Below are 23,974 nucleotides of genomic sequence, written 5' to 3'. Positions count from 1 at the left end.
CGACCGGCCGGACGGCGACTTGCCCCTTCGTTTGCGCCAAGGCAAGCCAGCGTTTCCAGGAATGACGAAAGTCGTTATCGTCAAGACCGAGAAGCGAGGATTAACGGGCTCGCATTCAACGAAATGTCACACAAAGGGTTGGGCGTGCGCGAGGTCATCATATTCCGTCACAATCTGTTCAGGATCTCAGAGCCCTTCATCACGCAACAGGCGCAGACATTAAAGCGCTACCGCCCGGTCTATCTGGGTCGGCTGCGCTTTGGCCCCGAACCCACCGGCGCATCTTCGCTCGCATTAAGGGATTTGCGCTATGGTTGGCCTATGATCGGCTGGCAGATGCTGAGCCGATCGCCACGACCCTTTTTCCGCATGCTTGAATCGCATCGACCGGCGCTCATCCATGCGCATTTTGGCATTGAGGGTGTCTACGCTCTGCCGCTGGCCCGGCGCTTGGGCATCCCTCTGATTACCACCTTCCACGGTTTTGACGCGACGCTTTCGACTGCGGCACTTCTGCGGTCGCCCGCTTGGGCCAATTATCCGTTGTTCAGACATCAGCTTGCGCAGGAGGGGGCATTGTTTCTCTGCGCCTCGGCCTTCCTGCGCGAACGCGTCATCGCCATGGGGTTCCCGGAATCCCGCACCCATGTGCATCACATCGGCGTCGATTGCCGGACTGGTCCCTCCCTTAAGGCAGACGGGGAAACACTGACCATCCTTCATGTCGCGCGATTGGTCGAGATGAAGGGGACCGAATACCTCATTCGCAGTTTCGCCCAGGTGGCGGCACAGAATTCCGAAATCCGGCTGGATATCATCGGTGATGGACCGCTGAGGGCATCGCTCGAAGCGTTGAGCAAGTCGCTGCGACTGGAGACGCGTATCCGCTTCCTCGGCGCTTTGCCGCATGAGAAGGTTCTGGCCGCCATCCGCCGCGCGGCCATGCTTGTGCTCCCCAGTGTACGAACCAAAACGGGGCGGATGGAGGGGCTTGGATTGGTGCTGCTGGAAGCGGCCGCCAACGGCCTGCCGACGATAGGCTCCCGCGTCGGGGGTATTCCGGAGGGGGTGCTGGACGGAGAAACAGGTTTCCTCGTACCAGAACGCGACGAGGTCGCGTTGGCGGCCCGCATGCAGACCCTGACCGCAGATCCTGCCTTGCGCCGGCGGATGGGTGTCGCAGCGCGGACCTTCGTTGAGCAGCGCTTCGACTTGCATCATCAGACCAGTCTGCTGGAAGACTGGTACGATACTGTGTTGCAAAGGCATGACAGTTCCCCCTGACCTTCGACAGGCGTGGCAGGATGCGCAGCCTGCGCCCGCGTGACTTCTTTCCGCGCGGCAAGGGTGCTAGAAGGTCCAACCGGTTCCGATTGCTCCCTCCCCTCGCACCTCAGAATGGGGCAACCCGTTGATGCAGAAAAATTCTTTGACCGATCGTCTCGATAGCGTCGCTTCCGGAATGCGGTTTCTGGGGCGCGCCGTCAGTTCGCGCTACAATCCGCTGCTCGCTCAGGTGGTTGTCACGCGCCGTTGCAATCTCGCCTGCGGCTATTGCAACGAATACGACAATTTCTCGCCACCTGTGCCGCTGCCGGCGCTGCTCGAGCGGGTCAATCTGCTGGCGGATTTAAAAACCGCCTCCATCACCTTCACGGGTGGCGAGCCGTTGTTACATCCTCAACTGGATGAGGTCGTCGCCGCCGCGCGGGCCCGCGGCATGATCGTGACCATGATCACGAACGGCTTCAAGCTGACGGCCGACTGGATCAGGCGCCTCAACGCGGCGGGTCTGCAAGGTATGCAGATTAGCATCGACAATCTGGAGCCCGACGCGGTTTCGATGAAGAGCTTGTATTCGGTCGAGCGCAAGTTGGCCCTGCTCTCCGAACTCGCCAAATTCAAAGTGAACGTCAATTCCGTGCTGGGTATCAGCGAGGAGCGGACGCAGGACGTCATCGTGGTCGCGGAGACTGCAGCAAAATATGGGCTGCAGCACTCCGTGGGCGTGTTGCATGACCATACCGGCACGCTGAAGCCGCTGAGCGCTGCGCAGATGCAAGCTTATGCAGCGGTGACGAAGATTTCTCCGTCGATCGTCCATACCCTGAACTACCGGCTCTTCCAGAAGAACCTGATGCAAGGGCAACCCAATGACTGGAAATGCCGCGCCGGCGCCCGCTACCTGTACATCACCGAAGATGGCCTCGTGCATTGGTGCTCGCAGCAACGCGGCTACCCGGGCATTCCCCTGGCCGATTATACCCGTGACGATCTTCGGCGCGAATACCACACGGAAAAGTCTTGCAGCCCGACCTGTACTTTAAGTTGCGTGCATCAGATGAGCATGCTGGACCGCTATCGCGGTAGCCAAAAACCTGCGGAGCCAACGGTCGCTTTGGCGGCCGACTAGAGCATCTTCACACAGTCAGATGCAATCATCTGACTGTGTGAAGATGCTCGCAAAAACAATAATCTAGAGCGGCAACTGTGAGCGTAAGCGAACGGGAAACGCTCTAGGCGTCAGGCAAGTTTGATGCGCTGTCGCCCTCGCAGATACAAGCCGCCCTGCACCAAAGCCGTCGCCAGAAGCACAATCACAATCTGCACCCAAGATGCGGGGTTGCCAGCCAGCGCCTCGGCCAAAACCACTAGCGCGAGTGTGACGCCAAGGCTGGCGGCAGTTTCGACCAGAACGCGCGCCAGTGCTCTCAATGGGAATCGCAGATCCCGGTGCAGCATCCGCGCGCCCCAAACGAGCACGAACGGATAGATAGCCAACCAGCAACCAGCGACCGCAATGATCCCTGGCCCCTGCGGCAGAAGGTATCCAACCAGGAAAATTGCGAGCGTGAGCGTCAATAGAATACCCACAGACAGCCGCGCGGCGATTCCGGGCCGGCCGGCCGCCAGCAGCACCGGGAATAACAGTTCGGTCGTCACCCGCAACAAGGCTGCGACCGCCAGCAATTGCATTGGCAGCGCGGACGAGGCGTAACTGTGGCCGTGCTCGTCGTGGATCAACCCGGTCAAGGGTCTGGCTATCAGCACCAACACCATCATGAGGGGGGCCGCGAGCCGAAGAAGCCTCTGCACTGCCCATGTCAGCGCGACCGCGAGTTCCCCTGGCTCCGCCGCCGTGCGTGCGAAGACCGGCAATGCGGTCCGGCGGATGACCGTGCTGATCGCAGTCGCAGGTTCCATCGCCGCATCGAAAGCCAAGCGATAGCTTGCCAGCGGCGCGGCGCCGTAGAACCAGCCTACCAGCAGGTAATCGACATTCTTAAATACCTGCTCTGACAGGTTGGAACTCGCGGCCCGCAGGCCGAAGCTCAGAAGCGGCCGGATCGCGGCATAATCGAAGCGGAAACGCGGAACGAACGGTCGCGCCACCAGGGCGCCGAGCAACACGTAAAACCCGCTCGCGGTATAGCCCACGACCAGCACCCAGCTTCCCGCTCCCCAGAAAGCCAGGGCCAGCCGCGTCAGCGCCCCGCCAAGCGTGGCGCTGACGCCGACGATCGCTATGCGGTCGTAGCGCAGTCCTCGATTGAGCAAGGCCAGGGGAATGACGGCCATTGCCACAATCGGCTGTTTAAGCGCGACCAGCCCCAGATAGGCGATGATGCTGGGATTGTCGCATAGCGCAGCCACCAAAGGCGCCAGCAGAAAGGTCACCGCCCCCACAAGCACAGCCGATCCGAGAATGAACCAGAACAAGCTGTCGAGTTGCAGGCGAGAGACCAGGCTGGCCTGCACCAAGGCATCGCTTGTCCCCAGGCCGTTCAGAGCCTCCAGGATCATGGCGAAGGAAACGACCAGTGAGCCGATACCGACCTGTTGCTTGGTCAGGCAGAGCAAAACCACAATGATCGTCGAAAAATCGACCAGTTTGGCGAGGATTGTGGCGCCTCCAAGCCAATTGAAGCCGCGGGCAAGATGCTGCTGATGGCTATCCATTGGGCTCGTCGGTCAACTCGTCCGGCGGCAGGATCCAGAAACGGGTGCGGCGTAAATGGCGCAGCCAACGCCAGGATAATTGGCGCCAACGCATGCTCTGCTGTCTGCCCCATGGGGCCGGCGCCGTGCGGTGGGCTTGCAGGCGCTCGGTCAGAATACTCGATATGCGCGTGGCACGCGCCGTCCAGGTCAAGGCGGCGCTATCGGCCTGCGCTGCGGCTGCCAGGCGCGCCGCCAGGCCTGCATCCTCCGTCAGTCGCATCAGGCCATCGACCAGAGCCTCCGGCTGGTCCGGCGCGCATAGCCAGGCATTCTCGCCGTGCCGCAAAACTTCCCGCACATCGGACGTATCGCCGGCGAGGATCGGCCGGCCGGCACTCAGATAGAAAAAGACCTTGAGCGGCAGCACGGTCGAACCGAATTGCGCCAGCGGCTCCCGCGACGGCGGAATCAACAGCACATCGGCCGCGTAGATGTATTGAACGAGCGCATCGGGCTGCTGGAAGGGGATTATCCTGACATTGGGCACATCGCGCGCCAGCGCCTCGATAGGGCCCTCCGCGCTGGAGCCGACAAGCAGAAATTCCAGATCCGGCAGCATCTTCGCGGCCCGCACCACCAGGGCAAGGCCCTTCTTATGGTTCACGCGGCCGGTATAGACCACGTATTTCCGCGTCGGATCTAAACCGAGATGGGACTTGGCTTCTGTCGGCAAAACGGGATTGCGAAGCCGCTGCGGCTCGAAACCATTCAAAACCCGACGCAGTTTGGCTCCATCAACGCCAAGCCGAAGATAGGCCTGGCGCGTGTAGTCGGAATGGCAAATGTTCACGATCAGACGGGGGTGAGAGAACAGGCTATACAGCCAGCGCTGTAGCGGCGGGATCTGATCCGGCCAAGGCCGATAGTGATCGAAGGCCACCCGCTGGCCGAAGATGAGCGATATCCAGGCGACCCAAAGGTTTCGCGTATAGACAAGATCCGCTTCGCGGAAGGCGCGGCGGCAGACAATCGTCAATCCGCAGAGGATGTGACGCAGAACGGCCGGACGGCCGGGTGCCCAGGCAGAAACCATCGCAACGCCTCGGACAAGTCGGGCCGCCGCTAGGGACGCGGCATTTGGCGCGGGGATATGCAGCCAAGCCTGCGTCGTAAAGGGCGCCAGGGCCTCGGCTGTCGCCATGAACACTTCCGCGTCTGCCTGAGCACTAGGCAGCGCGTTCTCGAAGGCGAACAAAATCTTCATAGAAATCCGCCAGGACAATCGACATAACCAAGCCCCCGCCCATCGGCGGACGAGCCAAGGATAGGGAGCAATGAAGCATTCTATCTATAGCACTCTGTCTCCGCCGAACATCGTCTTGCCCGCGTTTCCGCGCCGTCCGGCAGGACGGTGTAACCGCTTAATCTCATGAGTCCAGGCTGGCCAGACCGCGATATTGGATATAAACGCGGCTGACATCGTCGGCGTCGGAGCAGCAGTTACGATGAGTTGGCATAAAGACGGCGTGGCAAGGTCTATAGCGGCGAGACCCAGAAGGAACGGCTTCCTGCCTTGATCATCGCCCGTTACCTTCTCCGAGAAATCACGGCGCCTTTTTTGCGTGTTTTGGTCGTCTTGATGGTGCTGTTCGCGACGTATAGCGCCGCGGGGTATTTGTCAGACGCCGCAAGCGGCCTGCTTCCCGCCAGCAGCATCGTCCAGCTGATCGGCCTTAAGCTCTTAATCGCGCAGGATACGCTCATTCCAATTTCGCTATACGTCGCGGTGATTCTGGCTTTCGGCAGAATGGGGGGAGATTCGGAAATCACGGCGATGCTTGCGCTGACGTTTCCGCCTCGGAAAATTTTGGGAAGCGTCATCAACCTCGGTGTCATGCTGGCTATAGCGGTGGCTGTGCTGTCCTTGTACGCGCGCCCTTGGGCCTATGCTCGGCTACATGCGTTAGCCGGCATCGCAGCGATTACGCTTCAAACAGGCGCGATGGAGGCGGATACTTTCTACATCGGCCAGCATGGCCGGCGCGTGATATTCTTCGCGCGGCGCGCCGGACCCGGCGCACCGGCAGAGGATGTTTTCGTCCAGATCCGGCATGACGACTATACGGAAATTATCTCCGCGCGCCTGGCCAATTCAATGATGGCATCCTGGCAGGCAGGCGTTTCTCAGGTCCACCTGCTCGACGCGCATATTTATCGGTTTTGGCAGGATGGGACCAAAAGCGATCAGGTGCTGGATGCCGCCGATCTGGTTTTGAACCCCAATCCCAAATCCTCGCTCGCGACAGATTACAGCGCGGTGGTCACGCCAAGCGCCGCGCTGTTCAGATCAACCGATCCGGCCGATATCGCGGAACTGCAGTGGCGCTTGTCAACACCGCTTTCCACGATCTTGCTTGGGCTTCTGGGCATCCCGATGAGCCTTCGTAAGGGGCGGCAAGGTCGTTATGCGAGGTTCGGTACGGCGATCCTGGCTTACTTCGCCTATTATCTGCTCTTCACCTCGGCGCGAACCTGGGTACAGCATGGGATTGTGCCCAGCCTGCCGGGCATTTTGTGGGTGCCGGGAGCATTGGCGCTCGTCCTATTGAGCATGCTCGTCAAACCCTGGCTGGCCATTATCCTCAGACCCAGGCGCCGTCAGGCATGAGAAGGCGACCGCTGCCATTGCGGATCCTGATTCGCGTCCTGGGTATTTTGGCGCTCAGCACGGCGGACCGCTATATCGGATGGATCATCCTCCGGGCCTATTGCCTTGTGGCTTGCGCCCTGACCGCGCTGTTCAGCCTGCTGGAATTCGTCGAGCAATTGGCATCAGTTGGGGAAGGTCACTATCAGGTCGCCGATGCTGCGCTCTACACGCTTTGCACGATGCCCTACCGGCTATTGCAGGTGACGCCTTCAGCGATGCTCATCGGATGTCTTTTGGGGCTCGGGGGTTTGGGGAGACAATCCGAGTTGACGGCGCTCCGTGCCGCCGGGATGTCGGAATATCGCATCGGTGGCACGGCAATAAGGCTCATGATCCCGATCGGGCTGCTGCTCTTTCTGCTGGCCGAGTATGGCATCCCGATATCCCAGCAATTTGCTCAGCAGGAACGAAGCGTCGCCCTATACACGTCACTCCGCAGCGAGGATGACTTCTGGGCCTACGGCGACCGCCAGTATTTGCACGTTCAGCATTTCGAGCGGCGCGATATACCGACAAACATCGACGTCTATGAGTTCAACACGGACGGCACGCTGGCAGAGTATCTTCACGCCGACAGGGCGGACATTCGCCCCGACGGGCGGTGGCTGCTGGCCAATGCCACCCGTAAACGCCTGTCAGGCGGAAGTTTTCAGACTGAGCGTGAGGCCGCGCTTATGTGGCAACCGTTCCTCTCCGCAAGCCAGACGCAGCTGCTGCGTCTGCCCCCGGACAGCATGCCACCGATAGCGCTATACAAATACATCCGCAGTCTGCGGCAACGACATCTGCAAGCGCTTCTGTACGAACAGGAATTTTGGATGAAGGTTGACTTGCCCTTCGCCACGCTCGCGATGATCCTTATTTCATTTATTTTTGTCTTCCGCCCCTCGCGCACGCAAAATACCGGCTCTCAGATCGCGATTGGCGCCTGCTTCGGTGTTGTATGCTCGCTTGCGCAACAGATTGCCGGCAATCTGGACCTCGTGCTTGATCTCAATCCCGCAGTGGCGGCCCTGGCCCCTTCTTTTCTGCTGATGGCTTTGGCGATAGGCTTCTTCCGTCGCTCGTAGAGTCCGTCAGGTTTTAGTGACGCACCAGCAGCGCCTGTGGATTTGGTCATCGGCAATTTTTGGCCCAGGCGGATGCAATTATTCGGCGCCAGTCTGAAACGCGGTACGCTCTGGCGCAATCAGGCAGCCAGGTATTCACCCGTGCGATCGACGTGGGACCCAAGCAGCGCCTTGGCTCGCTCGACTTCCGGTCCCGTCACGCGGAACGGTGCGCATCCCAATGCATCCATGATCAGCGTGACGTCGCGCGCCTCTGACCCCCATGCCGGATGGAGTTCGGTTGCTGCGCCGCCATCGCCGAACGACGCGCGATCCCCGGTGTCGAGGTAGCTTTCGCAGGGCAGGCCCTCGGCAAGAATAATCGCGTGTTTTTCCAACTCAATATGAAAATACGAGACCGTCTCCACATCGACCTGCCGGATGGTCGTGCCGTTGGCGAGGTGTTTGACGGGGATCAGAACCCCTTCCGCGAAGACGGCATGATCCGGCGACAGGTAGAGATCACGCAGCGGCAGACCCTGGCCGAAAGTGCCGGCACGGACGCGGATCGGTCGCACAAGCTCAGGGGCCGCGTGGCGGGCGAGGTTAACCTCGCGATGGCCGATCCAGCGGACCGGGCTGGGTCCGGCGTCAATCGTCAGAACCTGATCGTCCATCGTCAGCGCCTCGACCGCAATATCGCCCCGGGTGGTCGCGATCAGGGTGCCGGCGGCGTAGCACGCGATAATCGCGAGACCGCCCGACCCGTCATCACCGAAATGGAAAGACGCATCGGTCAGCCCACCGGTCAAGCCGATGCCGGTGCCTGCGACGGTGATCATAACGTCGATCGGGTCACCGACATTGATGTCCAAAACGCCCGTCGCCGTATTGTAACTGAAGCTGTTCAGACTGGTGGAAGCGATATTCGACAGGTCGATCTCAGCACCGATGCCGAAGCCGGAAATAGTGGCACCCACCGTGTAAATGCCGTCAGTCGCCGCCGCCTGGGTCACGCCATCCAGTTTCAGAACGTCGCCGGTGCCGACCGCGAAATTGACGTCGACGTCAGCACCGATGGTACCGCCGACTTCGACCGTCGCGGTCTGGCCGATGTCGATCGTTCCGCCCGGTGTCGGGACGGTGATACCGAAGAAGCCGCCGAATTCCTCGGCATCTGCGACGATTGAGGAAAGACCGGCGGGAAACTCGCTACTGTCATAGGTCGACTCAATTGAGCCCTGAATATCCAGGGTCGACCCCAGGACCTCCAATACGGGGCTGACCGGCCCGTCTTCGACGTTGATGGACTCCAGACCCAGCGTATTGAGAGCAACGCTGCCACTATTGAGCACGACCTCGGTCGGAAAGCTGTAGTTTCCGGATGAGTCCTCGGCGATATAGGGGTCGCCCTTAGCGGGATCGGGCGTGTAGAACTGATTGACGAAGGAGCCGTTCGCGGCGCCCGCGAAGAGATAGACGCTGTCCTGGGCGACACCGCCCACGACCGCACCCGGCACAGTACCGGTCAAGATCGGATAAGGCGGATCGTTGTCGACGTTAGCCCAGTCGTTACCGATGCTGAACGGCAACTGCCCTATGGTCCAGGTGTAAGCCGTGGCGGCGCTTTCTCCGTCACCTGTCACGGGGAACCAAGCATAGTCAGTCATGGACGAATCTCCACATCAACGCTTCTAGCGTGTCTTGACACCTAAAACTTCGTTGGCCGATCTCCTAACAAAATATTTCGGTTGGCTAGCATTCTGCTGATCGTAGCACCCGACCCGATGGAGCAGACCAAGGGAAATACCACTTTTGGACTAATCACAGTCATCATTGGATGACGGATTTGTCGAAAGTCGCCAAGGCTTAGTTCTTCGGGAGAGATGCCCCTACCTAAAAGGCTTAGTAGGCCGACAAGGTCAAGCTTTTCCGCGAATAGTTGATCCCGTTACCGATAGTCATGTCTGTGGCTGACTAGGAAACGATGAGGATTTTCTGCAATAATTTAGCGCCGCGGGCAGAAAGTTGAGTGGTTAATGTCCAGCCTTCCCGCGCCGAGCGATCGGCCGCCGACTTACAAAGAGCGCATTTCAAAACCGCGCGTACAAACGTTTTGAAAGGCGCTCTTAATGATAATGGGTCATCCGCGCACTTGTTGCGCGGACCTACCCGTCACGGCGCCGAAACGGCCGCTTGCCTGGATGCAGGGGATTCTAGCCAGAAACAAGGACCACCGGACCCGAAACGCCCTCAACGGTTACCTGTCGCAGGAAATCGGCGAGGCGCCTATTCTGCCGATCGATAAGCCAGAAGCTGACGGCAGAGAGGAGGACGATCTCTGTCAGGAAATAACCGATCGGGCAGCCGGCTAGAGCGAATAGGAAGATCCCGACGGTGCGATAGTTTGAGCACATGACGCTCCAACGACGAACGACCGGCGCGAAGGTTTCCCGATAGCGCCGATGCAACTCGCCCGCGCTATCGGGCGCCGTCTGCAACAGGGTCCTTAATCGGGCATCGGTCTCGATGCCTCGACCCAGCAACAAGACCTGCATCCGACCATAGAGGTGATGCAGCATGCCCGTAACCGAGCGCGCTGCTTCGGGTGTTGCCACGTGCAACCGCCGGGAAACGCGCCCCCAGCCCCAGACATCGTAAAGCTGGCGCTGCGCTTCATAGGCGGCTGATTGGGCCGCGTGGCAAGCGCCGGCCAGGGCGACCAGCAACCATATCCAAACGCCATCGCGCGGCGTGAGAGCGACGGCTAAGCCGATATAAACCGCGATAAACGTGATGTAATCGCAAATCCCATCCAGCACTTTGCCGAATTCGGACTGGGCGTTCGTCAGCCGGGCGAGTTGACCGTCCGCGCCGTCCATCACATGCCAAGCCAGCATGAGCAGGAAACCAGCCAATACCCAGGCCGGCGCCGGAACATGGGAATAGGCAAAACCGGCGATCAAGCCGCAAGCCATCCCGGAGAGCGAGACGAGGTTAGGTGTCACGCCCCAGCGGACGAACAGCGGCAGCAACAGTGTTGCCATCGGATGAATAAGCCAGCGATTGCTCGCCTCCTCGATCTCCGAGGTTCGACGTATCGGCTCCGATTTCGCAGTCACGCTCTTTTCGACCCTATGTGCCGCCTGCTCGGACAAGCGTCAGAGCTGGCCCAATTCCAGCAAACGCTCTGCCTTTTCATAGGCGACGGGATCATCCACATCGACCCAAATGCGATCCTGGATGTCGAAGATATGCGCTTTGTTCCAGGCCGCCAAAACGTTCATGGCGCCGGAGATGCTGTCATCCCCCTTCGCCTGGCTCTCCTCAAGCGCCTCGAACATGATCGGGGTACACAGAAAAACGCCGGTGTCATACGAGTCGAAGTCGCGGATCACTTTGCCGATGTGCCGGATGAAGCCATCCTCGCTTCTCACCCGGGTCACGTCGTCCGGATCGTTCAGCGGATTGTCCAGATTGAAATCGACCGCCAATGTGACGGTGTCAGGCGCATGCGGTGCGTCGATCAGGCTGCGGATAATGTCCGGGTCCAGAAGATGGTCGCACATCATCAACACAAAAGGCTCATCCAGGAACTGCTTGGCCATCAAAACCGACTGCCCGTTCGCCCTTGTCCAGTCCCGGTTGATGACATGCGTAATGTGGATGCCGGTTCGGTCGGCGAAGCTGTTCAAGGCCGCACGCAGATCGTCGCCACGGTAGCCGCTGACCACGAAGAACTCATCAATTCCACCGCGCCGCGCCTGTTCGATCACGCGTTCGATCAGCGGAATGCCTTTAATCGGAATCAGCGGCTTCAGGTCTCCCTTGGCACGAAGCCGCACCCCCTGCCCTGCCGCGACGATCAGTCCCTTCATGCCGGAGCGAGGTCCTTAACCGTGCGGGACGCCGCGGATGTGGCACGGATGAACTCGTCAACCATTCTGAAGGCCAGGTCATCATTGTACTGTACAGGCGGGTGTTTGCAGAAATAGGCGCAAGGGGCTTCCAGCACGCCACCCATGCCGCTTTCCAGCGCCAGCTTGCAGCAACGGATCATGTCGATGACCGTGCCCGCCGAATTTGGCGAGTCTTCCACGGAAAGCCTCACCTCCAGATTCATCGGGACCTCTCCGAAAAGCTGGCCCTCCAGACGAATGAAGGCCACCTTATTGTCATTCTGCCAGGGCACGTAGTCACTCGGGCCCACATGAATATTCTCGTCCGCCATACGCCGCGCGGTCGCGGCCTGAACCGCTTCCGTCTTGGACGTCTTCTTCGAGGCCAGACGCTCCTGATTCTTCATATTAAGGAAGTCGGTATTGCCGCCGGTGTTGAGCTGGTAGGTCCGCAGCAGCTTCACGCCCCTTTTGACGAAAAGATCCGTCAAGACACGGTGGACAATGGTCGCGCCAAGCTGGGATTTTATGTCGTCACCGATGATCGGCAGGTTGCGCGCTTTGAATCGCGCGGCGAAATCTCTGTCGCTCGCGATGAAGACGGGCATATTGTTGATGAAGGCGATTCCGGCTTCCAAGGCGCATTCTGCATAGAAGCGCGCGGCCCGTTCCGAGCCCACGGGCATGTAATTCAAAAGGATCTCGGCGCCGCTCTGGCGCAGTGCTTCCACAACTTCGGCTTTCGTCGGCTCCTGTGCTGCGGCACGGATGAAGGTGCGGTCCTCAGCATAGGTCGCCATATGCTCGGAGATTCCGTCCAGCACGGCACCCATCTGGACCATGACGCCGCTCAGCGGTATCTCGCTCTCGAATACGGTCGTGCAATTCGGCTTGGCAAAAATCGCGCGGCTCACATCCTGGCCCACTTTGCGCGCGTCGACGTCGAAAGCCGCGACGACGTGGATGTCGTAGGGATGATAACCCCCGATCTCCGTATGCATCAGGCCATGGACACCCTCACGGCACCGTTCCGGCGTGTAATAGTGAATGCCCTGGATGAGCGCGCTCGCGCAGTTACCAATTCCCGCAATCGCAATGCGGATGCCGCCTAATGCCATCGTAAATTACCTTATTCTAAAACCTTGCGGATGAGACGAACCGCAAGCCTATCGGTAAAAAGGCTAGCCAACCGGGTCTGCTGTTTTGAGCGATCGCCTTGGACATCCCGCAACAGCTTCAGTTTATGGCAAAATTGCAATAGCTAGGATAGCGACCGCACCAAAGAGAGTGCCCGTAAAATCTTTTGCAAAGAAAACGTAACATACAACCACCTCCAGATTGCCGCGAAATGCTACAATTTGGAGAATGATTTATGACAAATTCAATGAGCGACCTTGCGCCGAATGATGTCGTCCTCCTCCCCGACACTCAGTCTATTATGCTGTGTTTGACGGAAAAAGCTGCGGCAGATGGCCGAGCTTCGCATACACTAACTGACTGTACATTTGCCTTTGCCGGTTCTCTTGAATGTAAGCTGGGTTGATATCCGCCACTGATGCCGCCGTCCGGATCGAGGCATACCAATGGACCAAGCGCGTCTCTTCCGTAAGCGCAGCTCCGACCGTTCCGAGGCGGCCAATACGAAACCAATGCTCGGAGATTTCCGGGGGCAGCGGAGAGAAGGTCTCCGGCGGATGAACAACAAGATCCGTACCGGGCTTGCGTTGGATAACAGCCTGCAAAAGATGCGGCCCTAGCGCATAGGGAAGCGCTTGGCGTTCGGAAGGAACCTCCAACATGGCAAGAAGATAAGCGGCGAGAAGCGGCGCGCCCGCCTCCGCGCCCATCACCGCGTTGTTCACATTCCGAAAATAGAGCCCCTGAATGACGCGGAAAGCCCGCCATCCGCCGGGCAGCGAGCGCAAAACCTTGCGCATAAGATCAAGACCGACCTGCCTGATGAGTAAGGATGGGGTACGGTTTTGCAGGGCAGCACCTGGCCAGACCACATACTCGCAGCCGACAAAAAACGGCGCTTGCAGCAGCGGCCGCAAAGACTGGGTCGTGATTGTGTCGAGGTCCAAATACACGCCACCCTCGATGAACAGGACAGCGGCGCGGAGAATATCGCTCCTGACGACCGGGCTATCAAGCCGGCCATACATTGCCGCCAAGGCCTCGCTCTTGCCCGGACCCAAAGCTTCGCCGGCTTGCGCCAATACGGCCAATGGATCGATCCGTGAGAGCCGAACGCCCTGGTGAGACCTCAACGCGCCTAATTCCGGGCAATCCTCCAGCGCATGCGTATGATGCAGAACCACCTCCGCCAATTCGCCGCACTCCGCTGCGGAGAGCAGAGCAAAGACGGAGGCCCAGGAGAGGCGCGGTCCAATCCAGCAGAAATGCACAACGGCTGGGATCGACATGGACGGCACCTGCATAAATCATGGTTGAGGGGGGGCTAGCCCGGGATTTCCGTGCCTAAACGCCATGACGGTCTGACTGACCGATAACTCTAGCCGGCGACCAGGCCAAGATATAGCCAAGCTTGGCAAACAAGCCCATGTGCTCGGCCTTAGGCTTCAACCAAGCGGCGACAGTCTGCTGCGCGACCAGCGGGGCGCGCCGGATTCACCAAGCGGCCGGTCGATATGGTTGACATAAGTGTCGCGGTCGCCGAAGGCGAAAGGCAGCAGAAACGTCCGGAGTCCGTTTGAGCCATGCCGTCCTTAGACCTAAGCGGCAAAGGGGCCGAGTCTCCGCTATCTGTCGCAAAAGCAGGCGCGCTCTGGACGGTGGTTATCACGGCAATGGCCTGCTGCGTCATCGCAACGGCCTGGTTTCCTCTTTTGAACATCGGGGCGTTTCCGTCCAACAATTACAATGAAGGTTGGAACGCCTATCGCCAATGGATGACGGTTGAGGGCCAGCCACTGTACGGCAACCACCCAACGCTATGGACCACGAACTATCCCTTCCTGTCCTTCCATATCATTGGCCTTCTGGGAGGGGTAAAGCAGCATATGGTGCTGGCGGGCCGCATCGTTTGCCTTGTCTCCCTCATGATGACATCGGGACTGGTCGGTGGCATCGTCCGGATTGTCACGGGCTCGCGGGCCGGCGCCCTTTACGCCGGGCTTTGCCTATTTGCATCGCTTGCCTCATTCTTCGGTGTCGGACGCGCTTCCAACGACCCTGAATTGCTGAGCCTGGCAGTCAGCACTTTTGGCATATTCGCTTACGTGAAAGCGCCCAAGAGCATTTTCTGGCCCTTGCTATCGGCAATCGCTTTTGCTGTCAGCCTATTCATAAAACATGATCTGATCGTTTTTCCCTTCAGCATCTGCATCCATCTCCTCATCACACGGAACTGGCGTGGTTTCGTGGTGTTCATCATCGGGGGCATGGGCGCTGCGGTGCTTTTGCTGGCGCTATCCTCGTATTTGGATGGCCCGCATTTTTTAGCGGAATTGTTACATCCACGTGCCTATAGCTGGCATAACCTTAGCAAGGAAACACTCCACTATCTGGTACACTTCCTGATTTTTCTTGTGATCGGCGTGGTGGTGTTGCTGCGCGAAAAGACCACGCCTTTCCGAAGTCTTCTGTTCACCATGCTGATTTCTACCCATATCGCCTCGGTCTATTTTTCTGGTGGCGATGGCGTCGCGTCCAACATATTTTATCCGGCCTTGATCGCCAGCCTTCTAACCTGCGTGGTTGGAATTTGTCGGTTGGAAGGTCAGCTGAGGCAAAATCCGCGTGCAAGGAAATCTTTCCAGGCCGCTCTCGTGATTGCCACTTTGTCCGTTATCGCAACCATACCGTCTCGGGTTCACGGCGATTGTGTCGCCCAGCTTCGCTTGACTGAAGAGACGAAAGCCGCGCGCCAAGCCACCGCAAGTCTGCTATCGACGCCAGGCGCGGCCATCTGTGAAGATCTGTTGCTTTGTTACGACGCTGACAAGCCGATGGACCTTGACCCCTATTATACGCACGACCAAATCCTGACCGGCCAACTCAAAGAAAGCACCATCCTGACGATGCTCGATGACCATCGTTACGCCATGATCCAGCTCGATGGCGCGGTCGATGCCGCATCAATCGCGCATAGAAAAACCGTCCGCTTCTCTGGAAGATTTCTCCACACGCTGTTGAGCCAATATAGACCAATTCTGGTCACACAATTTTATTCTGTTTTCGTCCCCCGCAATTAGGACAGGCCGGTAGATAGTACGGGCTCGCCTGCCAGGCCGGGGATATCAGATCAAAAGAAGTTTGTCAGCGAGCGCCATCCAACCCGCCGGCTCAGCGATGATCGACGCCACGTCATAGCGCCCCAACAACCTTGTCGCGCCGCGCTTGGTGAAAATCTCCCAGATGATGCTGGATGCAGGCCCTGCATCCGGCCCTGTCCTCTGGGCAAAGGTGGTATTTTGCCTTGCCGGCCAAACACTGTCTTCCGGAATGGTCGGCATAGGCGTGAACGCCGGTGCGCGGGCGCCTGGCGGTTTCGGCGTCGGCCAAACGCTGTTCTCAGGGATGGTCGGCATCGGCGTGAAGGAGCGTGTGCGGGAGCCTGACGCCGGGGACAAGGATGATCTCGTATAGGATGACGGGGCGCTCGACGAAGGTTGCGTCGTGCTGCCCGTTCTCACAACGTCATAGCCTTGCTCGCGATAGGCCATGAGTTGCAAATGGGCTGCCGCCGCATAGCAGGCTCCCGTTGCGGTCAATTTGATCCCCATCTTCGCAACCGAGGTCGCGATCGACGTCGGAATGGATGCATGGGGAATGATGGACCCAACCAGCGACGCACCGCGAACGGCGGTTTTGATACCTTTCATCGTCCGGATGAGTTGGCACCAGTCGCGGACCAGATTGGCGTCGCCCTGCACCGCCGTCGTGTATTTTTTGGAAATATATTCCAATCGCGCGACGTGAATGCCGGTTAGAATAAGCGCCTGTCCGTGATAGATTGTGCCCGGAATATTGACCGCCGTGGGGGGCGCCGCGCTGAGCGCGCTGCTGACACCTTGAAGAACATTGCCGCCAACTTTCTTCAGTCGGCGGGACATGAGATATTTGTGCGTGACCGGACTTTTGCCTTCCGTCAGCGGCAGCAATGGATTCATTTTTTTGGACGTGTTATCAACACCGCCCTCCTTCCCGCGCATATGGTCGAATTTTATGCCGTCGAGGGCGATTTTCGGGATATAGGCCGTCGCCTTAAAGGCATGTTCGATCCCATAGCCGGATGCCGCCATCCCCGCCGCCAGGGCCTCGGAGATAAAATCATAGAGATCAAGATCCCCTTGCCCCGACTTCTTCAGTGCCAGCTTCTGCGCTTCCTTGTCAGGTGCGAAGGGCAAATGAAACGTGCGCGGCTTCACAAGTCCCTTCGTGAAGTCGAATTTCTTTGGTTCCATACTCCGCTCTCGCTCTGCTGCGGCCACCGACGAAAGCGGCTGGACGGGAATAATGGGCGTGGGGTGGGCACCCGAAGGCACCCACCCCGCACATCGATAAAGGCTAAGGAAACTAGGACGTCTGCGCGGTGGACAGATCATAGATGACGTGATCCGGGCTGCCCTGAGTGCCATCGGCCGACATCTGGTTCGTGGTAAACTGAACCTTCGTGAAATTCAGCGCCATGGTTTCGCTCGGGCGGTCGCCGCGGGACTGGTGGCTGTAATGGCTGATGATGGTGTTTGTCAGGATAAGCGTCAGATAGATTTCCTGCGTCTCCTTATAGGTGCGGGTAAAATCGATCTGAACGGTGGCGCCGTGCCCAGACAGTGCCTGCGTCATCAGCTTTCCGGTTGCAATGTCATTGTCCTTATTGACCGTCACTTCATCGACCTGCGGTGCGGTCGATTCACGTTCGGCCGAGGAACCGACATCGCTGGAAATGCCGCGCCCGACGCCCCACTGGAAGCCGGTCAGTTCGATCCAGCTGGTATGGCCGGATTCCGTAACGTCGCCGTCACAGCCCGGGAATTGCATATAAATCGCCATGTAAGCTCCTGTTTCAGGATACGCGGTTCATCGCGTATCGAAATGCGCCGTTAACATCCAAGTCAACAACCACCGTCTCGATCATGTGCTTGTCCGACATCTGCCCCAGCATACGCACCGATAGATCGGGCAAGAGCTTATCCGACAGAATCGCTTCGATCGCACGTGCGCCTATCGCATTCTCCGTGCAACGCTCTGCGATCGCATCGATGACTGATGGCTCGAAGATAAGATCGCTCCCATAGCGGTCTTGGAATCTTTTTGTTAAGCGGTCAAGTTGAAGAGTGACGATGCTACGCAATATCGTCGCTGTCATTGGCAGATAAGGTAAAAGTCTTACGCGCCCAAGAAAGGCCGGTTTAAAGGTTTTCACCAATTCGTCATGCATTAGTGCCGGCAGCGATTCAGGCTCCGGCGCCGTATCGGGATCGGCAAAAAGCCGGCTCAGCATTTCGGATCCGGCATTTGATGTCATGACAATGACGGTGTTCTTGAAATCGACGGCGCGTCCCTCGCCGTCCATCATATGGCCCTTGTCGAAGACCTGATAGAAGATGTCCTGCACGCCAGGATGCGCCTTTTCCATCTCATCGAGCAGGATAACGGAATAAGGTCTGCGCCGGACCGCCTCCGTCAGAATGCCGCCTTCGCCATAGCCGATATAGCCGGGCGGACTGCCCATGAGCAGGCTGACCTTATGCTCCTCCTTGAACTCCGACATGTTGATCACTGTCAGCGTTTGCTCATCACCGAACAACAATTCCGCGAGCGCGAGCGCCGTTTCGGTCTTGCCTGTGCCGGATGTGCCGACCATCAGAAACACGCCGACCGGCTTACGCGGATCGGTCAGGCCCGCCCGTGACGTCTGTATCGCCTTCGTCAGGGCAGAGAGCGCGTGATCCTGACCCACGATCCGTTGCGCCAATTTGGATTGAAGGTCGAGGATGGTGCGGACTTCGTCCGAGCGCATGCGCCCGACGGGAATGCCGGTCCAATCTGCCACCACCTCAGCGACGGCCTGTGCGTCAACAACCGGAAATACCAGGGGGTAATCGCCCTGCAAATTGCCGAGCTCTTGCCTCAATGATCGGTAGCGGTCGCGCGCAGAATCGCTGGCCGCGGGCAAGGCTGACAGCCCGGCCGTCGCATCGGCCAGCAATGCCTGGCGCGAGACGCGTAGATCGCCGACCAAGGCGCGCTCGGACTGCCACCGCGACATCAATTCCGTCTCGCGGGCAAGCAAAGCCTCCCGCTCCTCCTCAAGATCGGCCATACGACCGTCATGCGCGTCGCCCAGAGCCACCTCACGGCTCAGCACGCCGTATTCCGTGACGATCAAGCCCAACCGCCTGGAGACGTCCTCCAGCGCCGCCGGCAGGTTCTCCTGCGTCATTGCCACACGGGCACAGGCCGTATCCAGCAGACTGACCGCCTTGTCCGGCAGTTGGCGACTGGGGATGTAGCGGGCCGAAAGCCGCACGGCCGCAATGACGGCGTCATCCATGATCGGGATGTCATGATGGGTTTCCAAGGTCGCGACCAACCCACGGATCATCGCGATCGCCGCGGGCTCGTCCGGTTCCTCGACGATCACCGGCTGGAAGCGACGCGTCAGCGCGGCATCCTTCTCAAAATATTTTTTGTATTCCGCCCAGGTCGTGGCGGCGATCATGCGGATCTGTCCGCGCGCCAAAGCCGGTTTCAAAAGATTGGCCGCGTCACCCGTGCCCGACGCGCCGCCGGCACCGACCAGCGTATGGGCTTCGTCCACGAACAGAATGACGGGAAACGGGCTGGCCTCGACACCGCGCATGACGCCACGCAAACGATTTTCGAACTCGCCCTTCACGCCGGCACCCGCTTGCAGCAGGCCGAGATCGAGCGTGCGGATCGACGCGGTGGCGAGGGATTGCGGCACGTCGCCGGCCGCCACACGCAGCGCCAGCGCCTCGACCACCGCGGTTTTTCCAACGCCCGCTTCACCCACGAGAATGGGATTGTTTTGTCGCCGGCGTGTCAGGATATCGATCATCTGACGGATCTCAATATCACGCCCGACAATCGGATCGATCGCGCCGTCACGTGCTCGCCGAGTGAGATCGACCGTATAGGTATCCAGTGCCGCATGCGGGCCTGACGGCGCGGGCGGTTGCATATCGGCCGCCGCCGCGTCGGTCGCGAGGCGCGGATTGCTTCCCCGATCAGCTTCCGCGTTGCCCGCCAGCACGGCGGCAAACTGGTCATGATCAAGACCAGCCGGCAACCGAGACAGTTGCGGCACCGCCCGGCGCAGCGCGGATGACAGAGACTCATCATCCAGAATCGCGAGCAGCACATCGGCGGACCGAACGGTCAGCGCATCACGCGCAATTGAACCGACCAGCCAGGCTTGCTTAATCATGCGCACAAGTTCGGGCGACAGGGACGGTGCGCGGCCATTGCCGGTCTTCATCCCATCAAGCACTGCATTCAGCCCGGCGATCACCCGCCCGGCATCAATATCGAAATGCCGCATAATCGCCGGGATATCGCTACCTGGCGCTTCTGTCAGCCGCAGCAGCCAATGTTCCAATTCGACATTGTAATGCGTGCGCGAAACCGTCAAACCCGCCGCCGATTCCAGGCTTTTTCGACAAGTGTCATTGAGCCGCGCCACCAGCATCGACAGATCAAGCGTTGCCATGGATACTCCAACGCAATTATCGCGCAGTTCCCACTAACGCTTCGCACTGCCGTCGATATAGTTACAGTTAAGTGTCACCGAACGCGTCTCGACCCTGCTGAGAGGACCCGATCATTGGATCAAAACCTTGTCGATCCGGCCCAATCCCTCATGTCCGCCTTGCTAAAACCATTCGGGCCTGACGCACCGGCGGGGCTTGATCCGCGTGAGGACACATCACCGTTATCGCGCTATTTCCGGCTGCGTGATGCCCGTGCAGACGCTCGTGCTGGCGAACGCAGTTCCGACCACGGCGGACGAAGCGCCAGTACCGACAGCCATTGGTTAGCGGCCGAGGAGCATGCCCGCCTTATCCTGACGGAGAACGGGAAGGACCTCGAAGTCGCGGCATGGATGACGGAAGCTTTGGTGCGACGTCATGCTCTGCCTGGTCTCGCTTTCGGCGCGGAGCTGATGACAGGCCTTGTTACGCAGTTCTGGTCAGACGGACTTTTTCCCGCGAATGACGATGATAGCGAGGACCCGCGCGGCATTCCACTCGCCGGTCTGAATGGCGTCAGCGGCGACGGCACGCTGCTTCAGTCGCTCCGCATGGTCGTTCTTTTCCATCGATCGGACCAAACGCCCGTCACGCTCTGGCAGTATGAGCAAGCGGAGGAGATCGAAGGCATTGGTGACGCCGCACGCAAGAAACGCCGCCTGGCCGCGGGCGTGCTGCCGCTTGGCGAATTGGATAGCGATGCACGTCTGGTCGGACAGACCCATCTTCGTATGACCGGTCATGACGCGAAGATGGCGCTTGCCTGGTGGGAAAGGCTTGCCGGCGCCATGGCCGATGCTCTGGGCCGCGAGGCACCGCCCTCACGCCGGGTGGCGACGGTTCTCGAGAAGATCATTCGCATTGCAGCCAAGCTGGCACCTGAAGCCACTCCCCCCCGGCTTGTCGAAGCCGATACAACCGAGGCGATGATGGACTCAGCCCCCGCTCACGCAGACGTGTCGGAAGAAACTGCGACCGAGAAGGCTGCAGACAAAACCCCCGTCACGCGAGACTCCATGTTGACCAATCTTCTGGTCGTCGCGGAGTATTTCCGGATGCACGAACCGCATTCACCGCTTTCCTATGCTTTGGAGGAAGCCGTCAGGCGCGCAAGACTTTCGTTTTTCGAGCTTCTTGAGGAGGTTGTTCCCGAACTTGGCGCGAGAGCGGCTATTCTGTCACAGCTTGGCATAAGGCCACCGCCAGAATAGATTTGTCATGCCGTACGGTCACATATTTGCTGTCACAAAACTGACCCGGATCGAGCAATCTGAACCACAGCGCTTCATAGGCGGCGGAATTCCGCGGTCGATCCACACAATATCGCGCAATGCGATCGAGGTCTCGACGCGTATCAACATCGACCAGCCTTCAAACTGTCTTAAACCATGCGGTTGAAACGCGCGCAGAACGCGGTTTATTAACGACTGACCAATTACAAAATCATTCGGGTTCGACACAAAAATCCGCAATTCCTTGAGGAATAGTGATGAGCGCCAGCATCCACGAGAAGCTCAGCCGGGTAAGGCGACCGCGTGTTCACATAACGTACGAGGTCGAGACCGAAGGCGCGCAGGTGGTGCGGGAACTTCCCTTCGTTGTTGGTGTTCTTGGTGACTTTTCCGGTGATCCGACGCAGCCTTTGCGGCCTCTGGCCGATCGCAAATTCATCCAGATCGATCGCGACAATTTCAATGAGGTGATGGGTCGCCTGACGCCGGGACTTAATCTCGTCGTGCCGAACAAACTCGTCGATGACGGTACGGAAATCGCTGTCAGCCTGCGTTTCAACGCGATCGAGGATTTCGAACCCGGCCGTGTGCTCGAACAAATCCCGGCACTCAAAACGCTTCTGGAAACCCGCAACAAGCTGCGCGATCTCATGAGCAAGGCTGACCGTTCCGAGGAGCTGGAATTGCTGCTTGAAACCATCCTCAAGGACAGCGGCAACATGACTCAAGTATCCGGCGAGCTTGCAGCCAAAGACGAGGGTTGATCCATGTCGCAATCCCAGGATGCTTTGAGCACCAAGGCTGACAGCAGCCAGCCCACGGATCTGCTGCAGCAAGTCGTTTCTGCAACCCGCCAGACCGAGCCCGATCGCGCGCAGGATCTTGTGCGTGCTTTGGTGGAACAGGCCCAGGCCGGCACGGTCACCTTTGATCGCAATCTCAATCGTACCCTTGAACGCGCCATTGCCAAGATCGATCAGAAGCTCTCCGAGCAGCTGAACGAGATCATTCATGATCCGCGCTTTTTGAAGCTTGAGGGTAGCTGGCGCGGCCTGCATTATCTGGTGCAGAACAGCGAAACCGGGACAATGCTCAAGATCCGTGTGCTCAACGCTTCCAAGCGTGAGCTCAACCGCGATCTGACCCGCGTCGTGGAGTTCGACCAAAGTCTGCTTTTCCGCAAGATCTATGAAAGCGAATTCGGCACGCCTGGGGGTGAGCCTTATGGCGCGTTGATCGGCGATTACGAATGGGGCAATCACCCCGACGAGATCGAAACGCTGCGCCTAATTTCCAATGTCAGCGCCGCCGCTTTCGCGCCGTTTATCTCGGCCGCCGGCGCCAATATGTTCGGATTTAACAGCTGGTCGGAATTGAGCAAGCCCCGCGACCTCGCCAAGATATTCGACACTGTCGAATATCAGAAATGGCGGGGTTTTCGTGACAGCGAAGACAGCCGCTTCGTCTCGCTGGTCATGCCGCGCGTCGTCGCGCGTCTGCCCTATGGCGCCCGAACCAAACCGATCGACGAATTCGACTACGAGGAAGCGCCGCTCGATGCGGCGGAAACGCCGATCGCCATGGCACATGAGAAATACTGCTGGATGAATGCGGCCTATGTCATGGGAACAAAACTGACGGACGCCTTCGCGCGTCATGGTTTTTGCACGGCGATTCGCGGCGCGGAAGGTGGCGGGAAGGTTGACAATCTGCCGACGCATATCTTTCAGTCCGACGATGGCGACATGGACGCCAAATGCCCGACCGAAATCGGCATCACCGATCGGCGCGAATACGAGTTGTCCAATCTCGGATTCCTGCCTCTGTGCCACTACAAAAATCACGACTATGCGGTATTCTTCGGCGCCCAGACGGCCCAGAAGCCGAAGGACTATGATCGTCCCGATGCGACCGCAAATGCGCGCATCTCGACCCGCCTTCCCTATATCATGGCGACCAGCCGTTTCGCGCATTACTTGAAGGTTATGGCGCGGGACAAGATCGGCTCGTTCATGGAAGCCGAGGATTGCGAAATCTGGCTTAATCGCTGGATCAAGAATTACGTCAATACGAATGATCATGCGGGTCCTGAAAGCAAGGCAAAGTTCCCGCTGCGCGAGGCCCGTGTCGAGGTTCGTGAAATTCCCGGCCGCCCCGGTGCCTATCGGGCCATTTCCTACATGCGCCCCTGGCTGCAGATGGAAGAGCTGACAACCAGCCTGCGCATGGTTGCCCGCATTCCGGAAAAGGCTTGATCCGTCATTCATGTCGGCTGCCCCATCACGGAACGAGAGACCGCTTCGTGACCTTGTGCTGAGCGGTGATTTTCTGAGGAGAGAGGCCGATCTTGCACCCGCGAGATTGGCGTCTTTCCTGACCGGGGGCTTATCTGGTCTCGCCG

At 58.9% G+C, this 23,974-nt stretch carries 18 protein-coding genes; 8 read left to right on the top strand and 10 right to left on the bottom strand.

The genetic code is table 11. From position 1 onward, the window contains the following. Window positions 1-123 precede the first annotated feature (123 nt). Window positions 124-1,284 (top strand): glycosyltransferase, encoded by a 1,161-nt coding sequence (locus tag ACELLULO517_RS12540; protein ID WP_227307736.1) that lies wholly within the window; start codon window positions 124-126, stop codon window positions 1,282-1,284. A gap of 145 nt (window positions 1,285-1,429) precedes the next feature. Then, the gene (locus tag ACELLULO517_RS12535; RefSeq protein WP_227307735.1) at window positions 1,430-2,413 is read left to right on the top strand and encodes a radical SAM protein; all 984 of its coding nucleotides are present in this window, start codon (window positions 1,430-1,432) and stop codon (window positions 2,411-2,413) included. A 110-nt stretch (window positions 2,414-2,523) separates the two neighbouring features. Here the strand turns inward: ACELLULO517_RS12535 and ACELLULO517_RS12530 are convergent, their stop codons facing one another. Both ACELLULO517_RS12530 and ACELLULO517_RS12525 read right to left on the bottom strand, forming a co-directional pair. Beyond that, window positions 2,524-3,960 (bottom strand): oligosaccharide flippase family protein, encoded by a 1,437-nt coding sequence (locus ACELLULO517_RS12530; protein ID WP_227307734.1) that lies wholly within the window; start codon window positions 3,958-3,960, stop codon window positions 2,524-2,526. After that, entirely contained in the window at window positions 3,953-5,206 is a 1,254-nt protein-coding gene (locus ACELLULO517_RS12525; RefSeq protein ID WP_227307733.1) for a glycosyltransferase, read from the bottom strand. The genes ACELLULO517_RS12530 and ACELLULO517_RS12525 overlap by 8 nt, the downstream gene beginning before the upstream one ends. A 309-nt stretch (window positions 5,207-5,515) precedes the next feature. On the opposite strand from ACELLULO517_RS12525, the gene lptF reads away from it, so the two are divergent. Together lptF and lptG are read left to right on the top strand one after the other, a co-directional pair. Next, the gene (gene lptF, locus ACELLULO517_RS12520; RefSeq protein WP_227307732.1) at window positions 5,516-6,610 is read left to right on the top strand and encodes an LPS export ABC transporter permease LptF; all 1,095 of its coding nucleotides are present in this window, start codon (window positions 5,516-5,518) and stop codon (window positions 6,608-6,610) included. Window positions 6,611-6,627: 17 nt separating this feature from the next. Continuing rightward, window positions 6,628-7,722 carry an LPS export ABC transporter permease LptG gene (gene lptG, locus ACELLULO517_RS12515; RefSeq protein WP_227307731.1) on the top strand — a complete coding sequence of 365 codons (1,095 nt, stop codon included), beginning with the start codon at window positions 6,628-6,630 and terminating at the stop codon, window positions 7,720-7,722. A gap of 119 nt (window positions 7,723-7,841) precedes the next feature. Here lptG and ACELLULO517_RS12510 read toward each other — a convergent pair whose 3' ends face one another. The 5 genes from ACELLULO517_RS12510 to ACELLULO517_RS12490 all read right to left on the bottom strand — a co-directional run bounded on the left by ACELLULO517_RS12510 (window position 7,842) and on the right by ACELLULO517_RS12490 (window position 13,921). Next, window positions 7,842-9,371 carry a Hint domain-containing protein gene (locus ACELLULO517_RS12510; protein WP_227307730.1) on the bottom strand — a complete coding sequence of 510 codons (1,530 nt, stop codon included), beginning with the start codon at window positions 9,369-9,371 and terminating at the stop codon, window positions 7,842-7,844. Window positions 9,372-9,917: 546 nt separating this feature from the next. Further along, the gene (locus ACELLULO517_RS12505; protein ID WP_227307729.1) at window positions 9,918-10,748 is read right to left on the bottom strand and encodes a CDP-alcohol phosphatidyltransferase family protein; all 831 of its coding nucleotides are present in this window, start codon (window positions 10,746-10,748) and stop codon (window positions 9,918-9,920) included. Between the two features lie 114 nt (window positions 10,749-10,862). Then, window positions 10,863-11,579 (bottom strand): phosphocholine cytidylyltransferase family protein, encoded by a 717-nt coding sequence (locus ACELLULO517_RS12500; protein ID WP_227307728.1) that lies wholly within the window; start codon window positions 11,577-11,579, stop codon window positions 10,863-10,865. Beyond that, complete coding sequence (locus ACELLULO517_RS12495; protein WP_227307727.1) at window positions 11,576-12,718, bottom strand: inositol-3-phosphate synthase; 1,143 nt, start codon at window positions 12,716-12,718, stop codon at window positions 11,576-11,578. Before ACELLULO517_RS12495 ends, ACELLULO517_RS12500 begins: the two co-directional genes overlap by 4 nt. 318 nt (window positions 12,719-13,036) lie before the next feature. Beyond that, window positions 13,037-13,921, bottom strand: a complete 885-nt coding sequence (locus tag ACELLULO517_RS12490) for a glycosyltransferase (protein ID WP_227308197.1) — start codon at window positions 13,919-13,921, stop codon at window positions 13,037-13,039. Between the two features lie 399 nt (window positions 13,922-14,320). On the opposite strand from ACELLULO517_RS12490, the gene ACELLULO517_RS12485 reads away from it, so the two are divergent. Further along, window positions 14,321-15,817: a glycosyltransferase family 39 protein gene (locus ACELLULO517_RS12485; RefSeq protein ID WP_227307726.1), complete on the top strand. Its 1,497-nt coding sequence runs from the start codon at window positions 14,321-14,323 to the stop codon at window positions 15,815-15,817. Window positions 15,818-15,862: 45 nt separating this feature from the next. Here ACELLULO517_RS12485 and ACELLULO517_RS12480 read toward each other — a convergent pair whose 3' ends face one another. From ACELLULO517_RS12480 to tssH, 3 genes are all read right to left on the bottom strand, one after another. Next, on the bottom strand, window positions 15,863-17,029 hold the full coding sequence (locus tag ACELLULO517_RS12480) for a hypothetical protein (RefSeq protein WP_227307725.1): 1,167 nt from the start codon (window positions 17,027-17,029) through the stop codon (window positions 15,863-15,865). A gap of 112 nt (window positions 17,030-17,141) precedes the next feature. Further along, the gene (locus ACELLULO517_RS12475) at window positions 17,142-17,618 is read right to left on the bottom strand and encodes an Hcp family type VI secretion system effector (RefSeq protein ID WP_227307724.1); all 477 of its coding nucleotides are present in this window, start codon (window positions 17,616-17,618) and stop codon (window positions 17,142-17,144) included. A gap of 13 nt (window positions 17,619-17,631) precedes the next feature. After that, window positions 17,632-20,301 carry a type VI secretion system ATPase TssH gene (gene tssH, locus ACELLULO517_RS12470; protein WP_227307723.1) on the bottom strand — a complete coding sequence of 890 codons (2,670 nt, stop codon included), beginning with the start codon at window positions 20,299-20,301 and terminating at the stop codon, window positions 17,632-17,634. Window positions 20,302-20,415: 114 nt separating this feature from the next. Between tssH and tssA the strand changes: the two genes are divergently transcribed. The 3 genes from tssA to tssC all read left to right on the top strand — a co-directional run bounded on the left by tssA (window position 20,416) and on the right by tssC (window position 23,828). Further along, the gene (gene tssA, locus ACELLULO517_RS12465) at window positions 20,416-21,552 is read left to right on the top strand and encodes a type VI secretion system protein TssA (RefSeq protein WP_227307722.1); all 1,137 of its coding nucleotides are present in this window, start codon (window positions 20,416-20,418) and stop codon (window positions 21,550-21,552) included. A gap of 278 nt (window positions 21,553-21,830) precedes the next feature. Further along, the gene (tssB, locus tag ACELLULO517_RS12460) at window positions 21,831-22,337 is read left to right on the top strand and encodes a type VI secretion system contractile sheath small subunit (protein ID WP_227307721.1); all 507 of its coding nucleotides are present in this window, start codon (window positions 21,831-21,833) and stop codon (window positions 22,335-22,337) included. A gap of 3 nt (window positions 22,338-22,340) precedes the next feature. Then, on the top strand, window positions 22,341-23,828 hold the full coding sequence (gene tssC / locus ACELLULO517_RS12455; RefSeq protein WP_227307720.1) for a type VI secretion system contractile sheath large subunit: 1,488 nt from the start codon (window positions 22,341-22,343) through the stop codon (window positions 23,826-23,828). Window positions 23,829-23,974 lie beyond the last annotated feature (146 nt).

Origin of the sequence: Acidisoma cellulosilyticum (genome assembly GCF_020621385.1) — a bacterium.
Taxonomy (GTDB): domain Bacteria; phylum Pseudomonadota; class Alphaproteobacteria; order Acetobacterales; family Acetobacteraceae; genus Acidisoma; species Acidisoma cellulosilyticum.
Note: the sequence above shows the minus strand (reverse complement) of the source record. Positions and strands in the feature narration are given on the sequence as shown.

What these genes read in the sequence shown, in the direction of transcription:
- ACELLULO517_RS12480 (WP_227307725.1), bottom strand. Translation starts at nt 17,029, where the DNA reads ATGGAACCAAAGAAATTCGACTTCACGAAGGGACTTGTGAAGCCGCGC.
- ACELLULO517_RS12495 (WP_227307727.1), bottom strand. Translation starts at nt 12,718, where the DNA reads ATGGCATTAGGCGGCATCCGCATTGCGATTGCGGGAATTGGTAACTGC.
- ACELLULO517_RS12510 (WP_227307730.1), bottom strand. Translation starts at nt 9,371, where the DNA reads ATGACTGACTATGCTTGGTTCCCCGTGACAGGTGACGGAGAAAGCGCC.
- tssH (WP_227307723.1), bottom strand. Translation starts at nt 20,301, where the DNA reads ATGGCAACGCTTGATCTGTCGATGCTGGTGGCGCGGCTCAATGACACT.
- ACELLULO517_RS12530 (WP_227307734.1), bottom strand. Translation starts at nt 3,960, where the DNA reads ATGGATAGCCATCAGCAGCATCTTGCCCGCGGCTTCAATTGGCTTGGA.
- ACELLULO517_RS12540 (WP_227307736.1), top strand. Translation starts at nt 124, where the DNA reads ATGTCACACAAAGGGTTGGGCGTGCGCGAGGTCATCATATTCCGTCAC.
- ACELLULO517_RS12475 (WP_227307724.1), bottom strand. Translation starts at nt 17,618, where the DNA reads ATGGCGATTTATATGCAATTCCCGGGCTGTGACGGCGACGTTACGGAA.
- ACELLULO517_RS12525 (WP_227307733.1), bottom strand. Translation starts at nt 5,206, where the DNA reads ATGAAGATTTTGTTCGCCTTCGAGAACGCGCTGCCTAGTGCTCAGGCA.
- ACELLULO517_RS12500 (WP_227307728.1), bottom strand. Translation starts at nt 11,579, where the DNA reads ATGAAGGGACTGATCGTCGCGGCAGGGCAGGGGGTGCGGCTTCGTGCC.
- tssC (WP_227307720.1), top strand. Translation starts at nt 22,341, where the DNA reads ATGTCGCAATCCCAGGATGCTTTGAGCACCAAGGCTGACAGCAGCCAG.
- tssB (WP_227307721.1), top strand. Translation starts at nt 21,831, where the DNA reads ATGAGCGCCAGCATCCACGAGAAGCTCAGCCGGGTAAGGCGACCGCGT.
- ACELLULO517_RS12505 (WP_227307729.1), bottom strand. Translation starts at nt 10,748, where the DNA reads ATGGCAACACTGTTGCTGCCGCTGTTCGTCCGCTGGGGCGTGACACCT.
- ACELLULO517_RS12485 (WP_227307726.1), top strand. Translation starts at nt 14,321, where the DNA reads ATGCCGTCCTTAGACCTAAGCGGCAAAGGGGCCGAGTCTCCGCTATCT.